11 protein-coding genes are annotated in these 18,976 nt (G+C 39.3%); 1 reads left to right on the top strand and 10 read right to left on the bottom strand.

The genetic code is table 11. The features are described from left to right. Nucleotides 1–32: 32 nt before the first annotated feature. From ezrA to KX728_RS06345, 9 genes are all read right to left on the bottom strand, one after another. Nucleotides 33–1,760 (bottom strand): septation ring formation regulator EzrA, encoded by a 1,728-nt coding sequence (gene ezrA, locus KX728_RS06305; protein ID WP_215804511.1) that lies wholly within the window; start codon nucleotides 1,758–1,760, stop codon nucleotides 33–35. An 80-nt stretch (nucleotides 1,761–1,840) separates the two neighbouring features. Next, on the bottom strand, nucleotides 1,841–3,787 hold the full coding sequence (gyrB, locus tag KX728_RS06310) for a DNA topoisomerase (ATP-hydrolyzing) subunit B (protein ID WP_000134077.1): 1,947 nt from the start codon (nucleotides 3,785–3,787) through the stop codon (nucleotides 1,841–1,843). A gap of 13 nt (nucleotides 3,788–3,800) precedes the next feature. Next, nucleotides 3,801–4,364: an HAD-IA family hydrolase gene (locus KX728_RS06315; RefSeq protein ID WP_025168831.1), complete on the bottom strand. Its 564-nt coding sequence runs from the start codon at nucleotides 4,362–4,364 to the stop codon at nucleotides 3,801–3,803. A gap of 460 nt (nucleotides 4,365–4,824) precedes the next feature. Then, nucleotides 4,825–9,552 carry a glycoside hydrolase family 70 protein gene (locus KX728_RS06320; protein WP_215804510.1) on the bottom strand — a complete coding sequence of 1,576 codons (4,728 nt, stop codon included), beginning with the start codon at nucleotides 9,550–9,552 and terminating at the stop codon, nucleotides 4,825–4,827. A gap of 86 nt (nucleotides 9,553–9,638) precedes the next feature. Then, entirely contained in the window at nucleotides 9,639–10,502 is an 864-nt protein-coding gene (locus KX728_RS06325; RefSeq protein WP_044021065.1) for a helix-turn-helix domain-containing protein, read from the bottom strand. Nucleotides 10,503–10,876: 374 nt separating this feature from the next. Further along, nucleotides 10,877–11,431, bottom strand: a complete 555-nt coding sequence (locus KX728_RS06330; RefSeq protein ID WP_215804509.1) for a DJ-1 family glyoxalase III — start codon at nucleotides 11,429–11,431, stop codon at nucleotides 10,877–10,879. Nucleotides 11,432–11,441: 10 nt separating this feature from the next. Then, on the bottom strand, nucleotides 11,442–12,665 hold the full coding sequence (locus KX728_RS06335) for an FtsW/RodA/SpoVE family cell cycle protein (protein WP_215804508.1): 1,224 nt from the start codon (nucleotides 12,663–12,665) through the stop codon (nucleotides 11,442–11,444). Nucleotides 12,666–12,670: 5 nt separating this feature from the next. After that, a complete protein-coding gene (locus tag KX728_RS06340) occupies nucleotides 12,671–15,160 on the bottom strand; it encodes a bifunctional DnaQ family exonuclease/ATP-dependent helicase (protein WP_371874463.1) in 2,490 nt (829 codons plus the stop codon). Nucleotides 15,161–15,359: 199 nt separating this feature from the next. Then, complete coding sequence (locus tag KX728_RS06345) at nucleotides 15,360–16,211, bottom strand: NAD(P)H-hydrate dehydratase (RefSeq protein ID WP_215804506.1); 852 nt, start codon at nucleotides 16,209–16,211, stop codon at nucleotides 15,360–15,362. A gap of 312 nt (nucleotides 16,212–16,523) precedes the next feature. Between KX728_RS06345 and KX728_RS06350 the strand changes: the two genes are divergently transcribed. Further along, nucleotides 16,524–17,810 (top strand): DUF6161 domain-containing protein, encoded by a 1,287-nt coding sequence (locus KX728_RS06350; RefSeq protein ID WP_215804505.1) that lies wholly within the window; start codon nucleotides 16,524–16,526, stop codon nucleotides 17,808–17,810. 123 nt (nucleotides 17,811–17,933) lie between these two features. On the opposite strand, the gene KX728_RS06355 is transcribed toward KX728_RS06350, so the two are convergent. Beyond that, nucleotides 17,934–18,971, bottom strand: coding sequence for a hypothetical protein (locus KX728_RS06355; RefSeq protein ID WP_215804504.1), 1,038 nt, complete (start codon nucleotides 18,969–18,971; stop codon nucleotides 17,934–17,936). Between the last annotated feature and the right edge of the window lie 5 nt (nucleotides 18,972–18,976).

Consider the following 18,976-nt stretch of genomic DNA (forward strand, 5'->3'; position numbering starts at 1 on the left):
AAAAAGCTTAGAAATCTTCTAAGCTTCTATTTTTAAAAACGAATCGCTTCACGTGTTTTCTCATATGAAGTTACAAAACGGTTTGTAACCCCTGGTTCAGCAACTTCCAAGGCTTGTGAAATTTTTTCAAATGATGCCTGGTAGTCAAACTCTTTTTCAAAAATTTCAAGCGCTTCGTTGAAGGCCTCTTGGATACGCTCATCAAATGAACGGTAACGGTTTGAGTATTGGAGTAGTTGCTCCGTCAAGGTTGCATATTGAACGATATCATAGGTTTCTGTTTCAAGTGCTTCCATATCATTTGTTGCAATTTCAAGAATTCGTTTAACCGATTCAATATTCACTTGTGGTTGTTCTAACTCTGCCATCAGATCTTCTGTGTTATGACTTGCAGTAAAGAAAAGTTTCAAGAAACTTTGAGGAATACCTGGCAAGTTTCTCTTCTCCATGTAACGTTTGATGGTATGCAAACGGTTCACATAGACATTTGCTTTTTGGCGAGCATTGAGGTCGTCTTTTTCAATTTGGGCAAGTCGTTCGCTAACAGAGATTTGCTCATCCTCTATATCCTTGAGGTTGCTTTGAAGCATTTCCAACTGTTCTTCAAGAGCAGAGTAGGCTTGTGTTGACTCACCTTGATCCTCTGTCACTTCCATGATTGCTGTATCAAGTGCAGCCAATTCTGCTTGAAGACGACGAACATGATTGCCATCGCTTTCAGGAAGAAGGTAGGTTTTAGTCAAGCGTTCAAGATCTTGAACAAGCACCTGATTATTTTCTTTCAAGTGGTTGAGATAAGTTGGTAATGTCGAAAGAAGACTTTCAACCACTTTTTGAGCTGCAATTTCACGAGTGAAGATATCATAAAGTGCGTTGATTTCTTCTTGGATGCGATTATTTTCATACTCTGCATTGTCCAATTCCAACTGACGAATATTTTCTTGATTATTTTTCAAAGACTCATGCAAAAGTTGGAAACGGGATTCAATATCTGTTTCTGTAAAGTGGTAGTTGGCATCCAACAGCTTGCGATAACCTTCTTCCAAATCTGCCAATTGTTCTGGCAGTTCCTTTGTCAAGGTTTCAACAAGAGCTGGAATTCGCTCAACGATGTGTGTCAAAGCGAGAATATGATTTTCAGTTGAATCAAGAATTGCTGCCGCTTCAACCGGGTCACCTGATGAATTTAGGGTAACAAATTGAGAGAATTCAGATTGGATGTTTTCCAATTGTTTCTCAATCTCAGGAAGGGCCTTCCCATATTTCTCCGAGTCTTCTGCAACGGTATGTTGAAGGGATTCAAACAAGTCCAAGGCATGAAGGACACGGCCACTATTCTTAGATTCTTGTTTTTCAAGATCAGAAAGGGCATTGCGAATAGCTGCAATATCTTCTTCAATCAAGCCGATTTGGCTTTCAATTTGATCAATCTTGTGAGCAGCTTTGAAAAAACGGAAAGAATTGTTGTAGCTTTCAGCTTCAAAGAGGTGATTTTCGATATCAGCAAATGAGTTCAGAGATAAATCAACCCATTTTTGGTTCCATTCACGGAAGGTCACCTGACTTTGACCAATCAAGTGCATGTTTTTAACGGCTTCAACCTCATCATTTACAGGAAGGTTGTAGAGTTCTTCTTTTCTTTCTTCAAGGGCCGTTAATCTGCTTACATTACGCTTACGTAAAAAGATGGCTGTTACATAAGCTAAGATCAGAATGACTGCAATTGCAACCATTAGATAAATTAGTTGTCCATTAGACATATCAAACTCCTTTTATACTAGAAACAATCGTAATGATTATATCATATTTTTTAAACCAAGGGAACTATTTCCCACATTTTTTAGACGTCAAGTGTACTGTAAACAGCGTTTTCTTCGATAAATTCGCGACGAGGTTCTACTCGATCTCCCATCAACATATCAAAGATTTTATCTGCTTCGGCAGCATCATCTACCGAAACACGCGCCATCAAGCGATGTTCAGGATCCATGGTTGTTTCCCACAATTGGTGGTCATCCATTTCTCCCAAACCTTTATAACGTTGGATGGTTGGTTTTGAACGCCCTTCACTATGACGTGCTAAGGCTTCTTGGAGTTTAATTTCTTGATCCGCACCTGGCTGGATGTATTCTTTAATCTCACTTCCAACTTTTACTCCGTAAATTGGCGGTTGGGCAATGTAGACATATCCAGCTTCTAAGATTGGTTTCATATAGCGATAAATCAAGGTTAGCAAGAGAGTTCGAATGTGGGCTCCATCAACATCGGCATCGGTCATCAAAACGAGTTTTTGGTAACGAGCCTTAGTGACATCAAATTCTGCCCCAAATCCTGTTCCCATGGCTGTGAAAAGGCTGCGAATTTCTTCGTTGGCAAGGATTTTATCCATGCTAGCTTTTTCAACGTTCAAGATTTTACCACGAATTGGAAGGATAGCCTGGAACTCACGGTTACGACCAGATTTGGCTGATCCACCAGCTGAGTCTCCTTCGACGATGAAGAGTTCAGTTTCAGCAGGGTTGTTAGAAGAACAGTCTGCTAGTTTTCCTGGCAAATTGGAAATTTCCAAGCCAGATTTCTTACGAGTGACTTCACGCGCACGCTTGGCAGCCACACGAGCCTTAGCAGCCAAAATCCCTTTTTCCACGATACGCTTAGCAATCTGAGGATTTTCCATGAGGAAATCAGAGAAGGCATCGCTGAAGAGGCGATTGGTAATCTTGACTACTTCACTATTCCCCAGTTTGGTCTTGGTTTGTCCTTCAAACTGCGGATTTGGATGCTTAACTGAGATAACTGCTGTCAAACCTTCACGGACATCTTCTCCTGTTAGGTTATCTTCATTGTCTTTTAGTAGCTTATTCTTGCGGGCATAATCATTGATAACACGCGTCAGAGCTGTACGGAAACCTTGCTCATGTGTTCCACCTTCATGGGTGTGAATGTTATTGGCGAAACTCATAACGTTTTCGTGGTAACCGGTTGTGTACTGCATGGCTACTTCAACTGTGATATCATCCATCTCACCGTCTGTGTAGATTGGTGTATCAAAGATCACATCCTTGTTCTCGTTGATATATTCAACGTAGCTAGCAATCCCACCCTCATAGTGGTAATGTTTAGTCTGTTCGAGACCTTCACGCCTATCTGTGATGGAGATTCGAAGGCCTCGATTCAAAAAGGCTAGTTCTTGAATACGTTTGTTTAATTTTTCAAAGTCAAAAGTTGTTGTTTCTGTAAAAATCTCTGGATCTGGTGTGAAGTGAACTGTTGTTCCCGTTTTATCCGTATCTCCAACCACCTCAAGATCAGCAACAACATGACCACGACGGTATTCTTGGTAATGAATCTTACCATTTTTGTGGACATGAACATCTAGTTGCGTTGAAAGAGCGTTTACTACTGATGAACCTACACCGTGCAATCCACCTGAAACCTTGTAACCGCCACCGCCGAATTTTCCTCCAGCGTGAAGAACTGTAAAGACGGTCTCAACAGCGGGACGTCCTGTCTTTTCCTGAATATCAACAGGAATTCCACGCCCATCATCCACTACGGTGATGGAGTTATCTGGCTCTATAAAGACTTGGATGTGACTGGCAAATCCAGCTAGGGCTTCGTCAATTGAGTTATCAACGATTTCCCATACTAGATGGTGAAGACCTTCTTTTGAAGTCGATCCAATATACATACCTGGACGCATACGAACAGCTTCAAGTCCCTCCAAAACTTGAATTTGACTGGCATCATAATCCTGTGCCTGTTGATTTTTGATTTCTTCTGTCATTTTTTCCCTTTTCTTACATGTCTATTGCTTGTCTCAATGTCGCAACGTTATTAAAAAGATAGGCATCTAAGCCAGCAGCTTTACCTGCTTCTACATCTATATTTCTGTCACCAATGACCAAACCAGATGTAATATGATATTTATCACGTAAATAAATCATGGACTCAGGATCTGGTTTTCGTTTAAAGCCAGAACTGGCGGTCACCACCTCGGTGAAGTAGTTCGCTATCTGGGTCTTAGCAAGAAGTTCTAGAACTTGGTCATTTCGATGAGAAACCAAGAAATGGCGACCACCCTTGTCCGAAACGTCTTTGAGTAATTCTGGAATTCCCTCAAACAAAACTGGATGTTCTAGCTCACGCGCTTCATTTTCTTTATAGTTCTCTAAAAAATCCTCGATATCTGGTGCAAACTTCTCGATGGCAAAAGCTGTCGAAACCTTCAAAGCTTCGTAGACTCGGTCGTGTTCTTGCTCTATTCCGTATTGGGCTAAGGTTTCTACAAAGGCTGCAGTAGAAGTCTCATAATTATCCAATAGGGTACCACCTAAATCCCATATATAGTCGTGATATTTCATACCCTTCATTATACCATTTTTTTATGAAAAAAGCGATGATTTCCTAGATTTTTCGGCTCTATAATTTATATAGAGAGTAAAACACTATTGCATCTATGGAGCCTTTTTGTGAAGAATAGCTCCTCTATAAATAATCAAGCAAAATCTTTCTTATCTCAAATGTACAAATTAAAGAATAGAAACTACTAACAACCGCGTCATTGTTCACAAACGAAACGCTTTTGGATTTTCAAACTTTAAAAATAGAATACTCATTGCTTTGAATACCACAATAGAGTGCAGAAAAAGATTATTCCAATATGGAGTCCCTTGTTAATTCATTACAGTTCCCAATGATTCCATCTTTCTTTTCAATTGTAATTTATTCTCCAAACAGGCAAAAAACGATAACGTCCTTTTAAGGTGTTATCGTTTTTGTATATCATCAGATAAAGTTTGATTTTTATTGAGCTAAATTCGATTAGTTTCTTCCGAAGTTTTGACCTCTACCATCGCGGTCAAAATACATCCAACTTCCATCTTCAAGTTGAATCCATTTGCTTCGAGCCATATCCCCTGAATTGGCATCGAAATATCGACTAACCCCATTCACATCAACAACTTTTCCTTTGACTTGCTTGCCGTCTTGCGTGAAATAGAGAGTCTGTTGACCAACCTGCTGCAAGCCTGTCACTGCTTTTCCATCTTGATCAAAATAGTACCACTCATTTTGGGAACCTTCGACAAACTTGTTGGTTGCCATCTCTCCTGAGTTAGCATCAAAGTAACGGATACTCTTATCTGAAAGTGTCACGATTTTGCCCTTGACTTGCTTGCCATCTTGGTCGAAGTAAAGTGTTTGTTTGTCAATCTTTTGAAGGCCTGTCACTGCTTTACCAGTTTGGTCAAAGTAATACCATTCGTTCTTGGCACCTTCTGCAAACTTGCCGACTGCCATTTCTCCTGAGTCGGCATCAAAGTAACGGATGGATTTATCAGCCAAAGTTACTACTTTACCCTTGACTTGCTTACCATCTTGGTCAAAGTAAAGTGTTTGTTTGCCAATCTTTTGAAGACCTGTCACTGCTTTACCAGTTTTGTCAAAGTAATACCATTCGTTCTTGGCACCTTCAGCAAACTTGCCGACCGCCATTTCTCCTGAGTTGGCATCAAAGTAACGGATACTCTTATCTGAAAGTGTCACGATTTTACCCTTGACTTGCTTGCCATCTTGGTCAAAGTAAAGTGTTTGTTGACCAATCTTTTGAAGACCTGTCACTGCAACTCCATCTGCTCCGAAATAGTACCAATCACTTGGGTTATCACCTTGAGCAAAACGATTGATAACAGCATTTCCTGAATCCTTGTCAAAGTAACGAAGTTTGCCATCTTTAGCACTCACAATCTTGCCCTTAACCTGATAGCCGTTTTCATCAAAGAATTGCTGTCCATCTCCTATCTTGACAAGACCTCGAGCCATAACGCCCTTGGCATCAAAGTAACGCCAGTTTTGACCATCAGTAGTGTAGTAACGGTTGAGAACTTGGGCACCAGTTTGATCATAGTAGTACTGATTACCATTTTCATCTTCACGGATAGAATCACGAAGTTGAATACCATTCTTCAAGAAATAAACGTGCTTGCCATCAATTTCATGAGCACCTGTTACAAGATAGCCTCGTTTATCGAAGTAATACCAATTTCCATTTTCATCTTGGATAAAGGAATTTTTAGCTTGATAACCACTAGTTGAATAGAACTTAGTACCATTGGCATCACTAACAAATCCTGTGTAAGCATTCTTATTAACTAATTGCTTAGGCAATACTATCTCGCCATTTTTGTTAGTGAGATAGTCGTTGCTAGCCCAGTCTTTAAGAACATAGTAAGCACCACGACCTAAGATATTGGTACCATTAAAGTACTTAGCAGACCACTTGGTAATCTTCTCATCTGTTGTCATTTTTTGACCATTGGAAATCTGTACTCGTTCAAAGATTTCTGGATATTTAGCTTTAAGCTCATCCAAGAAGGCTCCACCGTACTTACCTTGGAAATCAGTCCCATTGGTCTTACTATTAGCTACATAGAGTTTTTCCTTGATTTCTGCACCTTCACGGTAGGTTCCGTAGTTGTTGACACGTGTTGCTGTTACCACTTCCTTACCTGGTAGGTTATAGATTTGGTCTGGTACCCAGTCCGCGATGGCTTGGATATTAACACTGTGAAGCGCACGAAGAGCATTGAGCAAATCTTTTAAAGAACCATATTTATTGTTCTTGCTCATCGCCATATCATAGCGGTCTTCAAAGGCATAACCATTCTGAATGATAGAATCTAAGAAAGTACCGTCTTGGCTAGATACATACTGAGGTGGTAGCTCAAATGAAGTTACTCCCCATTCCTTGAAGAGGTTGACATTTTTAGCAATAACTTTATTGGTATATTGGTCATCGCGGGTTGCAAAGTCTTGGAAGTTAGAAAATCCTTCGTAAATCAACTGAGAATCAAGGGCTGCGCTAGATTCGTAGACCTGACCACTAGCGTTTTTCTTCTTGCTTGCTGTTGTACGAGCATCCTGATCTGCCTTAGCGCCAACTGGTACCCAAACAGCCAGATATCCAGAAACCTGTACATTGCTATAGCCTGCAATATCATTCATATCAAAGGTTAAAATACCATTAGCATCTGTCTTCTTCCAGAGCGATTGCGGCACTTCTTCGTCAGTTAGATAGCGGGAAATGCCATCTTTGGTCGTCAAAAGTACAGGACGATAGTATTGATTCTTGTGGGCTGCTCCCATATTGACTTGCAGTTTATCCCATACATTTAACTTGAGGTTAGGGTTGTTTGAAGCAATAACTGCCATCCCTTGAGTACGAGTTTCTGCTGTTCCTTCATCTGTTGCTTCATTGGCACCAGTACCGTAGCGGACAGAAGTCAAAATACCATTGTAAGACCATTTATCAGCCTCACGAGGTACACCCATATAAGTGACCTTCATGTCTTGTCCACCCGCTACATACTTAATACGAGCACGCAACAAGGCATCGATAGCGTCGTGGTAAGGAGATTTTTTCTCCATGTATTGACCATCATCAGTATAGAGGTCACCATAGTAGACCCGAGTGATGGAGTCTTTATTGGAGAGCATGAGAGCATGAGCAGTTGGGATGTTGAACTGCGTATACTTCTTGTCTGCCTTGCGCATATCTTCGTTGTAGATCTTGAAGGCTTGCTTGAGTTCATCCATGGTAAAGGTCAAACCATCCGTATTTGGATTGATATTTTCTCGGATGATGTCGGCAATAACAGTTTGTACTTCACTGTCATGGGCCCGCACAAAGATATAGTTAGCCATCCGTTCGCCATTTTTCTTTTCAGAAGAACGGTCATTTAGACTATTTGTAATCGTTGGCTCTACTCCGCTACGGATAGATAGATTACGCATGAATGAATAAAGCAAGGACAAGCGTAGCTTGTTGTCAATTGCTAGTTGAGCTCCTTTAGTATCTTTGTTGTAGTCAGGATCGTTATCAGACCAAGCTTCCAAGATAGACAAATGCTTGATAGCTTCTTCTTCACTTTCTCCCACCTTGTAGCGAGACTTGAAGTAGTCAGATGCGATTTGGAGCAAGTCTGCGTTGACATTGTCCACCGCATCGACACGAACTCCATCAAAATTAGCAGTCGGATCATTGGCTACGATGCTTCCAAAGTTCATCATAAAATGCAACCAGTTGAGTTGTTCGGCCTGAACAGCTGGATTAGAGTTGTCAAAGTCGTTAGCGAGCAAGAACTCATAACCACCGTTTGACTTGTCAATAAAGTACTTAGGTGTCCCTGTTTGACTAGTAGGGGTACGATTAAGCAAACGGAATTTAGAGTTAGCATGAGAGCTCTTCTCATTATTGGTATAAAGCAAAGCTCCACCCTGCAAGTGGTCCTTTTTAGTACCAGTTGTTTCAGACTCTGTCTTGATATTCCAGTTTGGTTGGGTTTTGACAAAGGCACCCATCAGCGTTCTCAACCATTTGGTATCGCCTTCTTTACTAATTTTTTCCTCAATTTTGCGCTGAACCTGCTGAGAAGCTCCTGTCAGGAGAGCTTGTTCAACTTTGTTTTCAAAAGCACCTGCTCCCAGACCTTGCTGGTTCATATAGTTGAGATAATTAATCTGAGTACGTTTATCAGGCCACCAAGCCATCAAAAGGGGACGTAAGTCTGTTTCTGTCGAAGCCGTCCATGTTTTTCCATCTTTTAAGATGAACTTTGGACGATACCAGCTATCTGCTGTCAAATAACCGTCTACAGTTCCAATATCCTTGTCAGTCGTACCATAGAAAGCATTCTTTTGGGAGAATTCATTATTGAGACTGCTGGTTCCTTGTTGGAACTGATATTCGTTTGAATCAACTAAGGCACCAGTTTCTGCATCAAAATAAAGTATTCTCCCATTAAGTTCAACTGCAAAATTCTTTTTAACTGTACCATCGTCCTGAACATAGTAATTTTTACCATCAATGGTCTTGATGTGAGATAGGACATTATCGTCGTGGTCAGCATTTACAGGTGCAGGTTGAGCCTGATCTGCCACCATTCTTTCAGCTACTGCTCCTTGTTTTTGAGCAGGTTCGGGCAAGCGATCTTTCTTTGCAACCTTTGGATTTGCAACAATCTTGTCTTCAACAGCCGTTTTTTCTCGTTTGTTGTCATCTTGCTCTTGGGCAGTTGTTGGCCTTGCTTGTTTATCCTGGTCTGCTACTTCTGTTTTAGGAGTTTCTGTGATTGCATTAGTAGCTTTAACTTCTTCAGCAACAGCAGCCTTTTCTGTAGATGCTTCTTTCGTATCCGCTGGTTTAGCAGGCTCTTGAGCATTGGTTTGAACTGTTGCTTCTGTATTTTCTGCTAGTTTAGCAGGTTTTTCACTAGCAGCAACATCGCCTGTCACCTTGTCTGCTGGAGTTGCTTTTTCTGCTTCTTGCTCAGAAGCTACGTTAACTTGGGCTGGAGTTTGCTGACCCGAACCACTAGTCTGAACTGTAGCAGGTTCTTGAACTACAACCTGCTTTACATCATCTGCATGGACAACGCCTTGTTCTAGACCAAGTACCTTTGGTGCTACAATAAGTGCCAAGGTAGTCAAAGCAATGGCTACCCAGTTTTTCTTAACTTTATGCATCTTATAATGAATCTTTTTCTCCATCATAAAGCCTCCTTCTGAATTTAGTATAAAGTTATGCCCTTATTCTAGTATATTTTTCAAAACGATCATTTTTTGTTGCACATCTACAACTATGAAAGGCAAATTCTTTCAAACTGTTCTTTAAGCTTTTGGGCAACACCAAAGGAATCTAAAAATTCAAAAAAAGATAGGCATTGCTCGATATCACTGAGAGCATTGGTATTCCCGACCTTATAGGCATACAGAGCCCTATGATACTTAATCAGCGTTCGATCATATAGATCGGTTTCAGGGATTTTAGAGTGATCGAGATAATTGAGAAACCTCATAGCAACTAGCAGATGGTTTCCTTCTATACAGACGCTAATGACATTAAGTAGCATCTTGATAATACGGCGGCGATTTTCCGGTAGGTTGTTATAAAACTGGGTACGATTGATCATCTCACTAGCGAAGGTTTCCAACGTTTCCAAGGTCATCAAATCAACACTGTTTGTAAAAAGCCAGAGTTCATAACGTCCCCACTCCTCAACAGAAAAGAGATGATCCGTCAGAAATTCTATATCCTTCTTACTAATCTGAAAATCTGAGCAACAGGAAGACAGAAGAGCTCTGACAATGATCGTATTGAGTTTATAGTTTTTCTTCTCAGGAAACTGTTCGGTCAAAGCTTCTGAGCTAGACAAAATATTCTGGAGCTTGACAACATTGTTTTCCTGATATGCATCAGCTACTTTTTTTGAGAACAGCACATCATCTGAATCAATGTAATTATGGTAAACATACTGAAACTCCTCTAGGGAAACGGCCATATTTTTTAAACAGCAATAAAAAGAATCAAGTGTGATCCCATTGACTCCCCGTTCGAAACGAGATAGCTGAGCCACGGAAATATCACCAGCAGCTACCTCTTTCAGGGACATTTTTTTTGATTCTCTAATGACTTTGAATATTTTTCCGAAAGTTTCCAACATATCACTCCCCCCAGTTTCGTATATGCAAAAAATTCTTACTAATTTTAATATACTAGTAACACGTTTCAATTATATTACAGAGAAAGTACTTTATATTTCAAATTAATACAATTAGATTAATTCGCATGATAAGACCGTTTAATATAGCATTTATTGAATATTATATCTTTTTCATGAAACTATTGATTTCAGTAACAATCTGAAGTATTCTATCTAACAACCTGAAAACACTAACATTTTTAGAGATTGATTTCCTTCTTATGCTAGACAAAGCTTGATTGATTTATAAAAGTTTGATATAAAATCGCAAGACAATCATATGAAACATTTTTAAACATGGAGTAAATAAAAAAAACGAGAGCCGAACTCTCGTCTTACAGTTGATTTCCAAAGACATCTCGATAGAGCATGCCGACTCGTAAACTTTCGGCGTCTCCTCCTAATTGCTCTACGAGCTTATAGGCAAAGGCAAGTGCGGTTGACGGTCCTCGGCTGGTTGTTAGATTACCATCTACAACCACTGTTTGCTTTTGATAAATTCCGTCAGTAATTTGCTCCTTAACTCCGTCATAACAAGTAAAGTGCTTGTCTTTCAGGACACCTGCTTGTTGAAGAGCGATTGGGGCTGCACAGATGGCAGCAATATTCTTTCCTGCTTGGTCAAAGGCTTTAATCTGTGAAATGAGCGCTTGATTATCTCGTAGGTGAGCTGAGCCTGGCATACCACCCGGAAGAACGATCAAGTCATAGTCGGACAAATTGCCATCAAAAACACGATCAGCTTTTACCTGAATGCCATGCGATCCTGTCACCTGCTCTTCAAATCCTACCATATCACAAGAAATGTTTGCTCGACGCAAGACATCGACTACTGTCAAGGCTTCAATTTCTTCAAAACCCTCGGCTAAAATAACTGCTACTTTTGCCATAGTGGCCTCCTTATTTGATTTGTTTTAGGACGACTTTCTTTCGTTTGAATGGAACTTTTCCACTTTTCTCCTCCGCTAGGTTTGTCTGGTAACTCATAGACAAGAGGAGACCGACACCGATGAGGTTACTAATAATTGCGGATCCACCTTGAGAAATAAATGGTAGAGGAATCCCTGTCAAAGGAAGTAAGCCTGTCACAGCGCCGATATTTTCAAAGATATGGAAGAGCAACATCATGATAAAACCAGTCGAAATATAGGTGTAGAACTGGTTGTTTGACTTAAGTGTAATCTTCAACATCCGATAAATAAGAAGCAAGTACAGGGCAACCACAAAGACCGAACCAATAAAGCCAAAGTCTTCAGCAATCACCGTAAAAATCATATCACTCTCACGTACTGGAATGAGGAGATTGGACACATTGAAACCTTGTCCAAACAAGCCACCACTTCCAATCGCAATTTGTCCCTGCGCCTGTTGGTAAGTCGTTGTTTGCGCAAAGTCAAAGGGATTGAGCCAGGCCAAGATGCGGTTGATCTGGTAGGTTGGCATTCCAATCTGATGCAAGAAGGCACGTCCATCCTTGCTTATAAAGATGGCCATGAAGCCTGCAACTGCAGTCACTCCTGTCGCAAAGACCGGAATGATAATCTTCCACGAAACACCTGAAAGGAGAACCATACCTGCAAAAATAGCCACAAAGACCAAGGCAGTCCCCAAGTCACTTTGTAGGGCTAAGAGGATCAAGACTGGGATGGTAAAGGCGATCATCCAACCAATCAATAGGAAATCCAAGGGAATAATTCGTCGCCATTCCTTGTGTTTTTGAGTGAATTGTACGATGACTCGAGCCAACATCAAGATATAGGAAATCTTCATGAACTCCGATGGCTGAAAGAGTGTCGTTCCACCAATCGATACCCAGTTCTTGGCACCTGTTGACGCTACAAGATTTGGATTGTAGAAAACAAGAGGTAGGACCATCAAAGCTAGCCCTAGACCATAAAGATAGGGAGTCACCTTCCATAAAAACTCGGTATTAAAGAACATGACCACAAAACCAATGACAAGGCCCAAGGAAATCCAAGCAATTTGCTGACCTAGAATTGGCAATACATTATTTGGATAGTCATGACTAACTGCTATATAAATGGCCACTACTCCAATCACCAGTAAACAAAACACTGGTAGGAGAAGGCTATAATCGACTCGAGAGTCGAAGGAACGTTTCATATTTTTTACCTCTTCTCTTTCTTGGATTTTTCTTTCATTCTATTGCGACGAGATTGGAGAAAATCAGCTACTGCAGGCTCTAGCTGTTCTCCAGAAAGAACCTGAACAGCCCTTTCTTTTGACAAGGCCTGAGCGATTTGTTTGCCGTAACGCTTGCTGACAACACGACTGTCTAAGATTACAGCAACCGAAACTTGGTCAGATCGTCTAACAGTACGGCCCAGGGCTTGTTTTAACCGAATGATCGCCATCGGCAACTGATAATCATAGAAAGGATTTTTCCCTTCTTGACGCAGTTCTTGGTTTAATTTTTTGGTTAAAGGTTCTTGGGGATTTTGGAAAGGCAATCTCGGAATCACTTGAATCACGCAAGGATGGGTTGAAAAATCAACCCCTTCCCAGAAACTACCTGTTCCAAGCAAGATCTGGCGTTCACCTTTTTCAAAACGTTTTTTCAGTTGGCTTGGTTCCCCATTTTTATACTGAGCTAGATGCAGTTGGTCGAGCAGGTCCGAAACTGCCAGCAGCATTTCTTTTGAAGTAAACAAAACCAATAAGGGTTCTTGAAAGGCCTGTAAGCTTCGAATGACAGAAGCCACTTCACTAGCATAGTCAACAGGTGAAACTTCTGTCACAAGAGGAAAATCATCGACTAGAAAGACTTCTTGTTGGTCCTGTTTTGCTACATCAAGCTTAACAAGCGGAGCATCCGGAAATCCCAATAGATCTGCTAGGGAAACCCGATTGCTGATTTCAAGAGTGGCCGATACTCCTAGGAGCCTACAATCTTCTGGCAATAAGTCTGCTAGTATAAAGCGGCCTTTTTTACTTGAACAAATCAAGACATCCTTGCTCGATTTCTCTGCTGTAGCAAGCCAAAATTCACGGTCCGAGGTGAAAAAGTTTGCAAGCTCTCGATACTCTGGGAGAGCTAACTCCGAAAAATGCTGGCGCAACTCTTCGAGAGAATCCAACCACTTTCCATTCTTAAGACCTGATTGATACTGCTCCATCAAGTAACGACATTCAAAACCTATACTCTCAAGCAAGCGTTTCTGAATCAAATCTTCTTCTGACTCCAAGGACTTATCAAGCTGGCTTACAAATTCCTCAAGGCGATAAGCCTGCTGAGCTAGATTTTCGAGAGCTAGCAGCATTTTTTGAGCTTCATCCAAAATTACCAAACGGTTGTCAACAAACTCTGGATTGTCTTCCAAACGAGTGACCAGATAGGCATGATTGGTCAAAAGAACACGACTGGTCTTGGCCTTTTCCTGCCCTCGTTTCCAAAAATCCTCTGTGGCAAATAAACTTTTCTTTGAAAGCTTGCCATCGTGGACTAGTTCTGGTAGAAAATGTTGATAGCGATAAAGTTGCCCAATTTCGTCCAAGTCACCTGTTTCTGTCTCTGTTAGCCAGATAAGCAGTTGCATTTTAAAGCGAGTAAATAGACGATTGGACTCCGGCCGATGGAGGACTTGATGAAAAGCATCCAATTTCAAGTAATTTTGAGGCCCCTTGAGACTATGAATTTCCAGATGGAAAACCTCTTTTAAGCGCTGACCTTCTTCTTGCATGATTTGATTTTGAAGAATTTTGGTCGGAACACTCACTAGGATACCTGCTTGACTCTCCAAGTTCAAAGCTGGGAGGAGATAGCCATAAGTCTTGCCCAGTCCCGTTTGAGCTTGGATAAAGGAAGTCTGGTCTTCTTCCAATAATTGCTCAACCTTCTCCGCAAATTCCAGCTGTTGTGGACGCTCCTCCAGCCCCAATAAAGAAATGTTTTTAGCAAAGTCTTTGGATAACTTTCGTGGGACTAAGGCTTTGCTTTCCTTTCTGAGGAAAAGCCCATGAAGCTCCATCAAGTCTGGCGAAGATAAGAGAGATTGTTGCTGATAGACCTCCTCAATCACCAGATAACTTTCATAGAGAAGGTTGTCTGCAAGGTTTAATAAGCTTTCTAAAAGCCCTTTAGGTAGCTCAAAAAGTTTTTGACGCATGTAAAGCAAGAGTTCAGCTGTTGCCTGAGCATCTGACAAGGCAGTATGGGCATGTTCCAGCTCAATGCCTAACTCTTGACAAAGGATACCTAAGTTATACTTTTCAAACTGAGGATACAGAACCTGGGAAAGCTCAACTGTATCCACCCGCGGTGTGCGCAATTCATATCCTTCAAAAAAGAGAAATTCCGCAAGAAGGTTGGCATCAAACTGTACATTGTGCGCAACAAAAATACCGTCCTTAACCAATTCAAAAATTTTTCCAGCCACCTGAGAAAATTCTGGTGCCGCAGCCAAACGCTGATCGGTCAGACCCGTTAATTCTTTGATATGAGAATCCAAGGGTTCATGGGGATTGACATCGGTCGCATACTGATCGATGATTTCACCATTCTCAATCACCACAATGCCTACTTGAATAATTTTTGCCTTGCTTCTGGTGCTGGTCGCCTCTAAATCAACGACCACATACCGATCATTTCTCGCATTCATCATTAAAAATTATATCAAAAAAAGCATGATTTGACACCCCTCAACTTTGATAACAATCTCACTTTCCTTGCGAGTTTGAGTAAAAATCAAGACCTTAAAAGTGAGAATTTCACGCAAGTTTAGCAGTTGATTGCTGGTTCTAAGCTAGTTGAAGATCTTATCAACAAAGCTACATCAACATAAAAAGACAACCAAGGAATTAGCTGCCTTTTTGAGATATTTTTTTCATTGTTTTTGGGAGTAGCTTGCTAATTTCTGTTGGCAAGACAAGGTAGTTTTCTTGAGCTAGTTCTTGCGCGATAGCTGAATGAAGGTGAGTTGCTGCCACCACTCTTTCATAGAGACTGACTTGGTGAAACTGACCTGCAAAACCTGCAATCATCCCAGCCAGAGTATCTCCCATCCCACCAGTTGCTTGATAGGGACCTCCAACCTCTAACTGATAATATTCAGGCTGACCAGCTTTCCAGATACGAGTTGCTGGACCCTTCTCAACTAGAATCGTTCCTTGAGGAAAAGCTGAAAGAGCACTAGCAGTCGTATCTGTATTTTGATGGTCAAGAACTATACCAGACAGTCTTTCCCATTCCTTTTGGTGGGGAGTTAGGATGAGCTGACTGGATGGAAATGGCAAATGAGCTTTTGCTAAGATGCCCAAAGCACCGCCATCTGCAATCAAAATCTGGTCTTTTCTAAGGCTGTCAAAGACCCGTTTTATGATTTCTTCTCCAAATGCATCCTCTCGCAAACCCGGACCTAGCAAGACAACTTCTGCCTTTTCCAATTGTTCTTTTAACAATTGCTGGTCTTGAAGAGAAAATGCCATGGCCTCAGGTAAATAACTGTGCAGAGCCGGAATATTCTCCTTATCCGTGCCAACAGTCACCAACCCTGCCCCACTTTTGACTGCTGCCAAGGCAGCCATGATGATGGCTCCACCATAAGGATAGGTCCCTCCTAGCAAGAGCAGACGCCCGTAATCTCCCTTATGGCTGTGACGACAACGTTCAATAATGACTTTTTCTAATAAAGCTTGATCAATCACTTTCATCGTTTTTTCCCTCTCACTCCATTATACTACAATTGCGAGAATCCGTTTGAAATAAAAAAGAATGCTGATAAATCAATATTCCTGTTATATTCATAACTAGAGAAATAAACTATTTTTACTGTTTAGCTACCAAAAAGCTACCAATAAATTTGGAATCATTTTTAATATGACTTTTAGTAATATACCTTATCACTGGGTTTCTGATAAATTAACTACTACTGTCGACAATTTTACATGTATATCACTTATTTTATCCTACCTTTCTATGGTATAATAGATAATAATATAATTAATCTGCAATAGGTGAGGTTTATGAGTTATACCAAAAGTCAAGTATCAAATTTTCTAAATGATAAAATTCTCTTTAGATTCACAATTTCTAGCGATTTTATCATTGACTTTCACGAACACGAAGAGGTTTTTACATTTGATGAGATTGAAAAAAATATAAAAAGTAACTTTACTTATTGGAGTTCAATTTACGATATAGCTCCCAATAATTTTATGTCAAATTGGAAAGCTCTGAATGATAAGTTTAATTCAATAAAAAAATATATTTTTGAGCTTGAAGAATTAAATATTGACAACATAAATAACCAACTTTACTATAATTTATCAAGCAATCGAGAATCAAGAGAACAAGACAAGATGGTTTACATTTTATCAATAAGTTCTCCTATTGATAAAGATTCAGAAATTCGTAAAATAAAAAGCTTTGTTTCTTTCTATATTCAACAATCTCAAAATAATCTTGATGAAGCTATCAGAAGTTTTATCTATCTATCAAAAAACAATTATCAAATAGGTTCCTATTTTTCAAGCGCCAACAAATATAATTATTATCCAGCGCTATATTTACTTAGAAAAGACTTCTCAAATATTAAAGAAAATATTTCTGATTTTGAAGCAAATATAGTAACTCCTATAACTAACAAGTTGAAAGATATTTCAGATAACTCTGAAGTACAGTATAAAGAAATTACAACTTTCATAGAAGATAAGCATAATCAAATTCAGATACAATATGATGAAAAAGTTTCTGAGTTTGCCGAATTTAAAAAATCTCTCGACGACTGGCAAAAAGAAAAGCATGAAAAAATTAAAGTTTTAGAGGACACTTATGAAAACAAGCTTTCTTTAGAAGCGCCAGAAATACTTTGGAAAAAACGCTCCAAAGAGCATCAAATGCTAGCAAAAAAATGGACATGTTTCCTCATTTATGCAGTCATAGCTTTAATATTTGCTCTAGTAGGGTTAGTTGTCGTAATACACTCTTATTTAAATAGTATTCAAAGTGAGCTCCCGTTTATATCGGAATCATTTATACTGATTTCAGTGATTTCATTTTTTATTTACATTGTTAGAATATTGATAAAAATTGTTATGTCAAATCATCATTTAGCTACAGAATATAAACAAAAAGCTGCTTTGACAAGATTCTATCAATCTCTTACCAAAGCTGGAACCGACATCGAAAAAGAAGAACGATTAATAATTATTAACTCACTATTTAGTAAAGTTGAAACTGGACTAGTAAAAACAGATACTTCAAATGATAGTGATGCAATTTTAGCTCTTTTATCTAAGAATCTAAAATAAAAACACTAATTCAAATTCCTAAATGTTTTATTACGGGAATACATAAAAAAAGAATGTTGATAGGACATTCTTTTTTTACTCATTTGAGAAAACTAGGGATTAAGTATGTTTTGCTACCAATTTTTATTTTTTCAAACTAACTTCATACGAACTGATAAATCTCTTTAATTCGTCTTTTGTATTTTTCATTTGAACAAGAGATTTTTTTAGTTCCTTTTGGTTTTTCTTGTCCATACCTAATTCGTTGTCATAGTCAAGGTTCTCTAAATTTAAAATCGAATTATTGAACTCATTATAAAAGGTTTTTGCCAGTTCAATATCATTATTTTTATTTAGTACAAAAACTTTTACGACAGTTAGTAACTTCGAACATAATATAATATTTTGTGTAGGGTTAACCAACACTTCTTTTACCAGTACAAAAGTGCTACTACTCATCACACCAATATTTAATCCTAATAAGGCACCACCACCAGCTATTACCATTGTGCCACCTGCAACTCCTAAACCACCAGCTGCAATAGCACCTCCTCCGATATATGCTAAAACAGCATTTGTTAATGCAGCTCCATAAAGTCCTGAAAATTGACTTCCGAATAATGCCACTGCAATTTGTGGCGCAAATACTGCTCCGATACCGGTAAATAATAATGCTAAACCTAGACTTGCTAAAGCTGTGTTAATGAAAAAATTCTTTTTTTTAGTTATTTTCCCAAAAGATTTTTTATAAGTTTTTTTCATTTCTGAATACAGCTCTTTGGACATAAAGTTGCTAACAATAAATTCTTCTAACCACGAATTTTTTGAATTAAATTTTAATTTACTTTTTTTATCGCTTATATTCAGTGGATAATATGGTTCAAAAACATATGTCTCTAAAGTAACTAAATCAAGCCAAATGGAATTCGACTCAACTTCTTTCCTAGAAATCCAATTTTTTAATTCCTCTTCATCTTTTACCCACTCAATAATATAATCTTGGTATGTCTCTGAAAAAACTAACTCAATACCATTTTGCCATTCATTCAACCATTTTGTCTTTTCTTCTTTTAAAGTTTGATTTTTCTCATTTTTAATATCTTCAACGGTTTTTAAAAACTGAAAATTATAGAGAATTTTCGTTTGTTCCATATCTAAGCCTAGTAATTCTAGTGCTTCCATATTTA

The sequence above is a fragment of the Streptococcus oralis genome (assembly GCF_019334565.1).
Taxonomy (GTDB): domain Bacteria; phylum Bacillota; class Bacilli; order Lactobacillales; family Streptococcaceae; genus Streptococcus; species Streptococcus oralis_CR.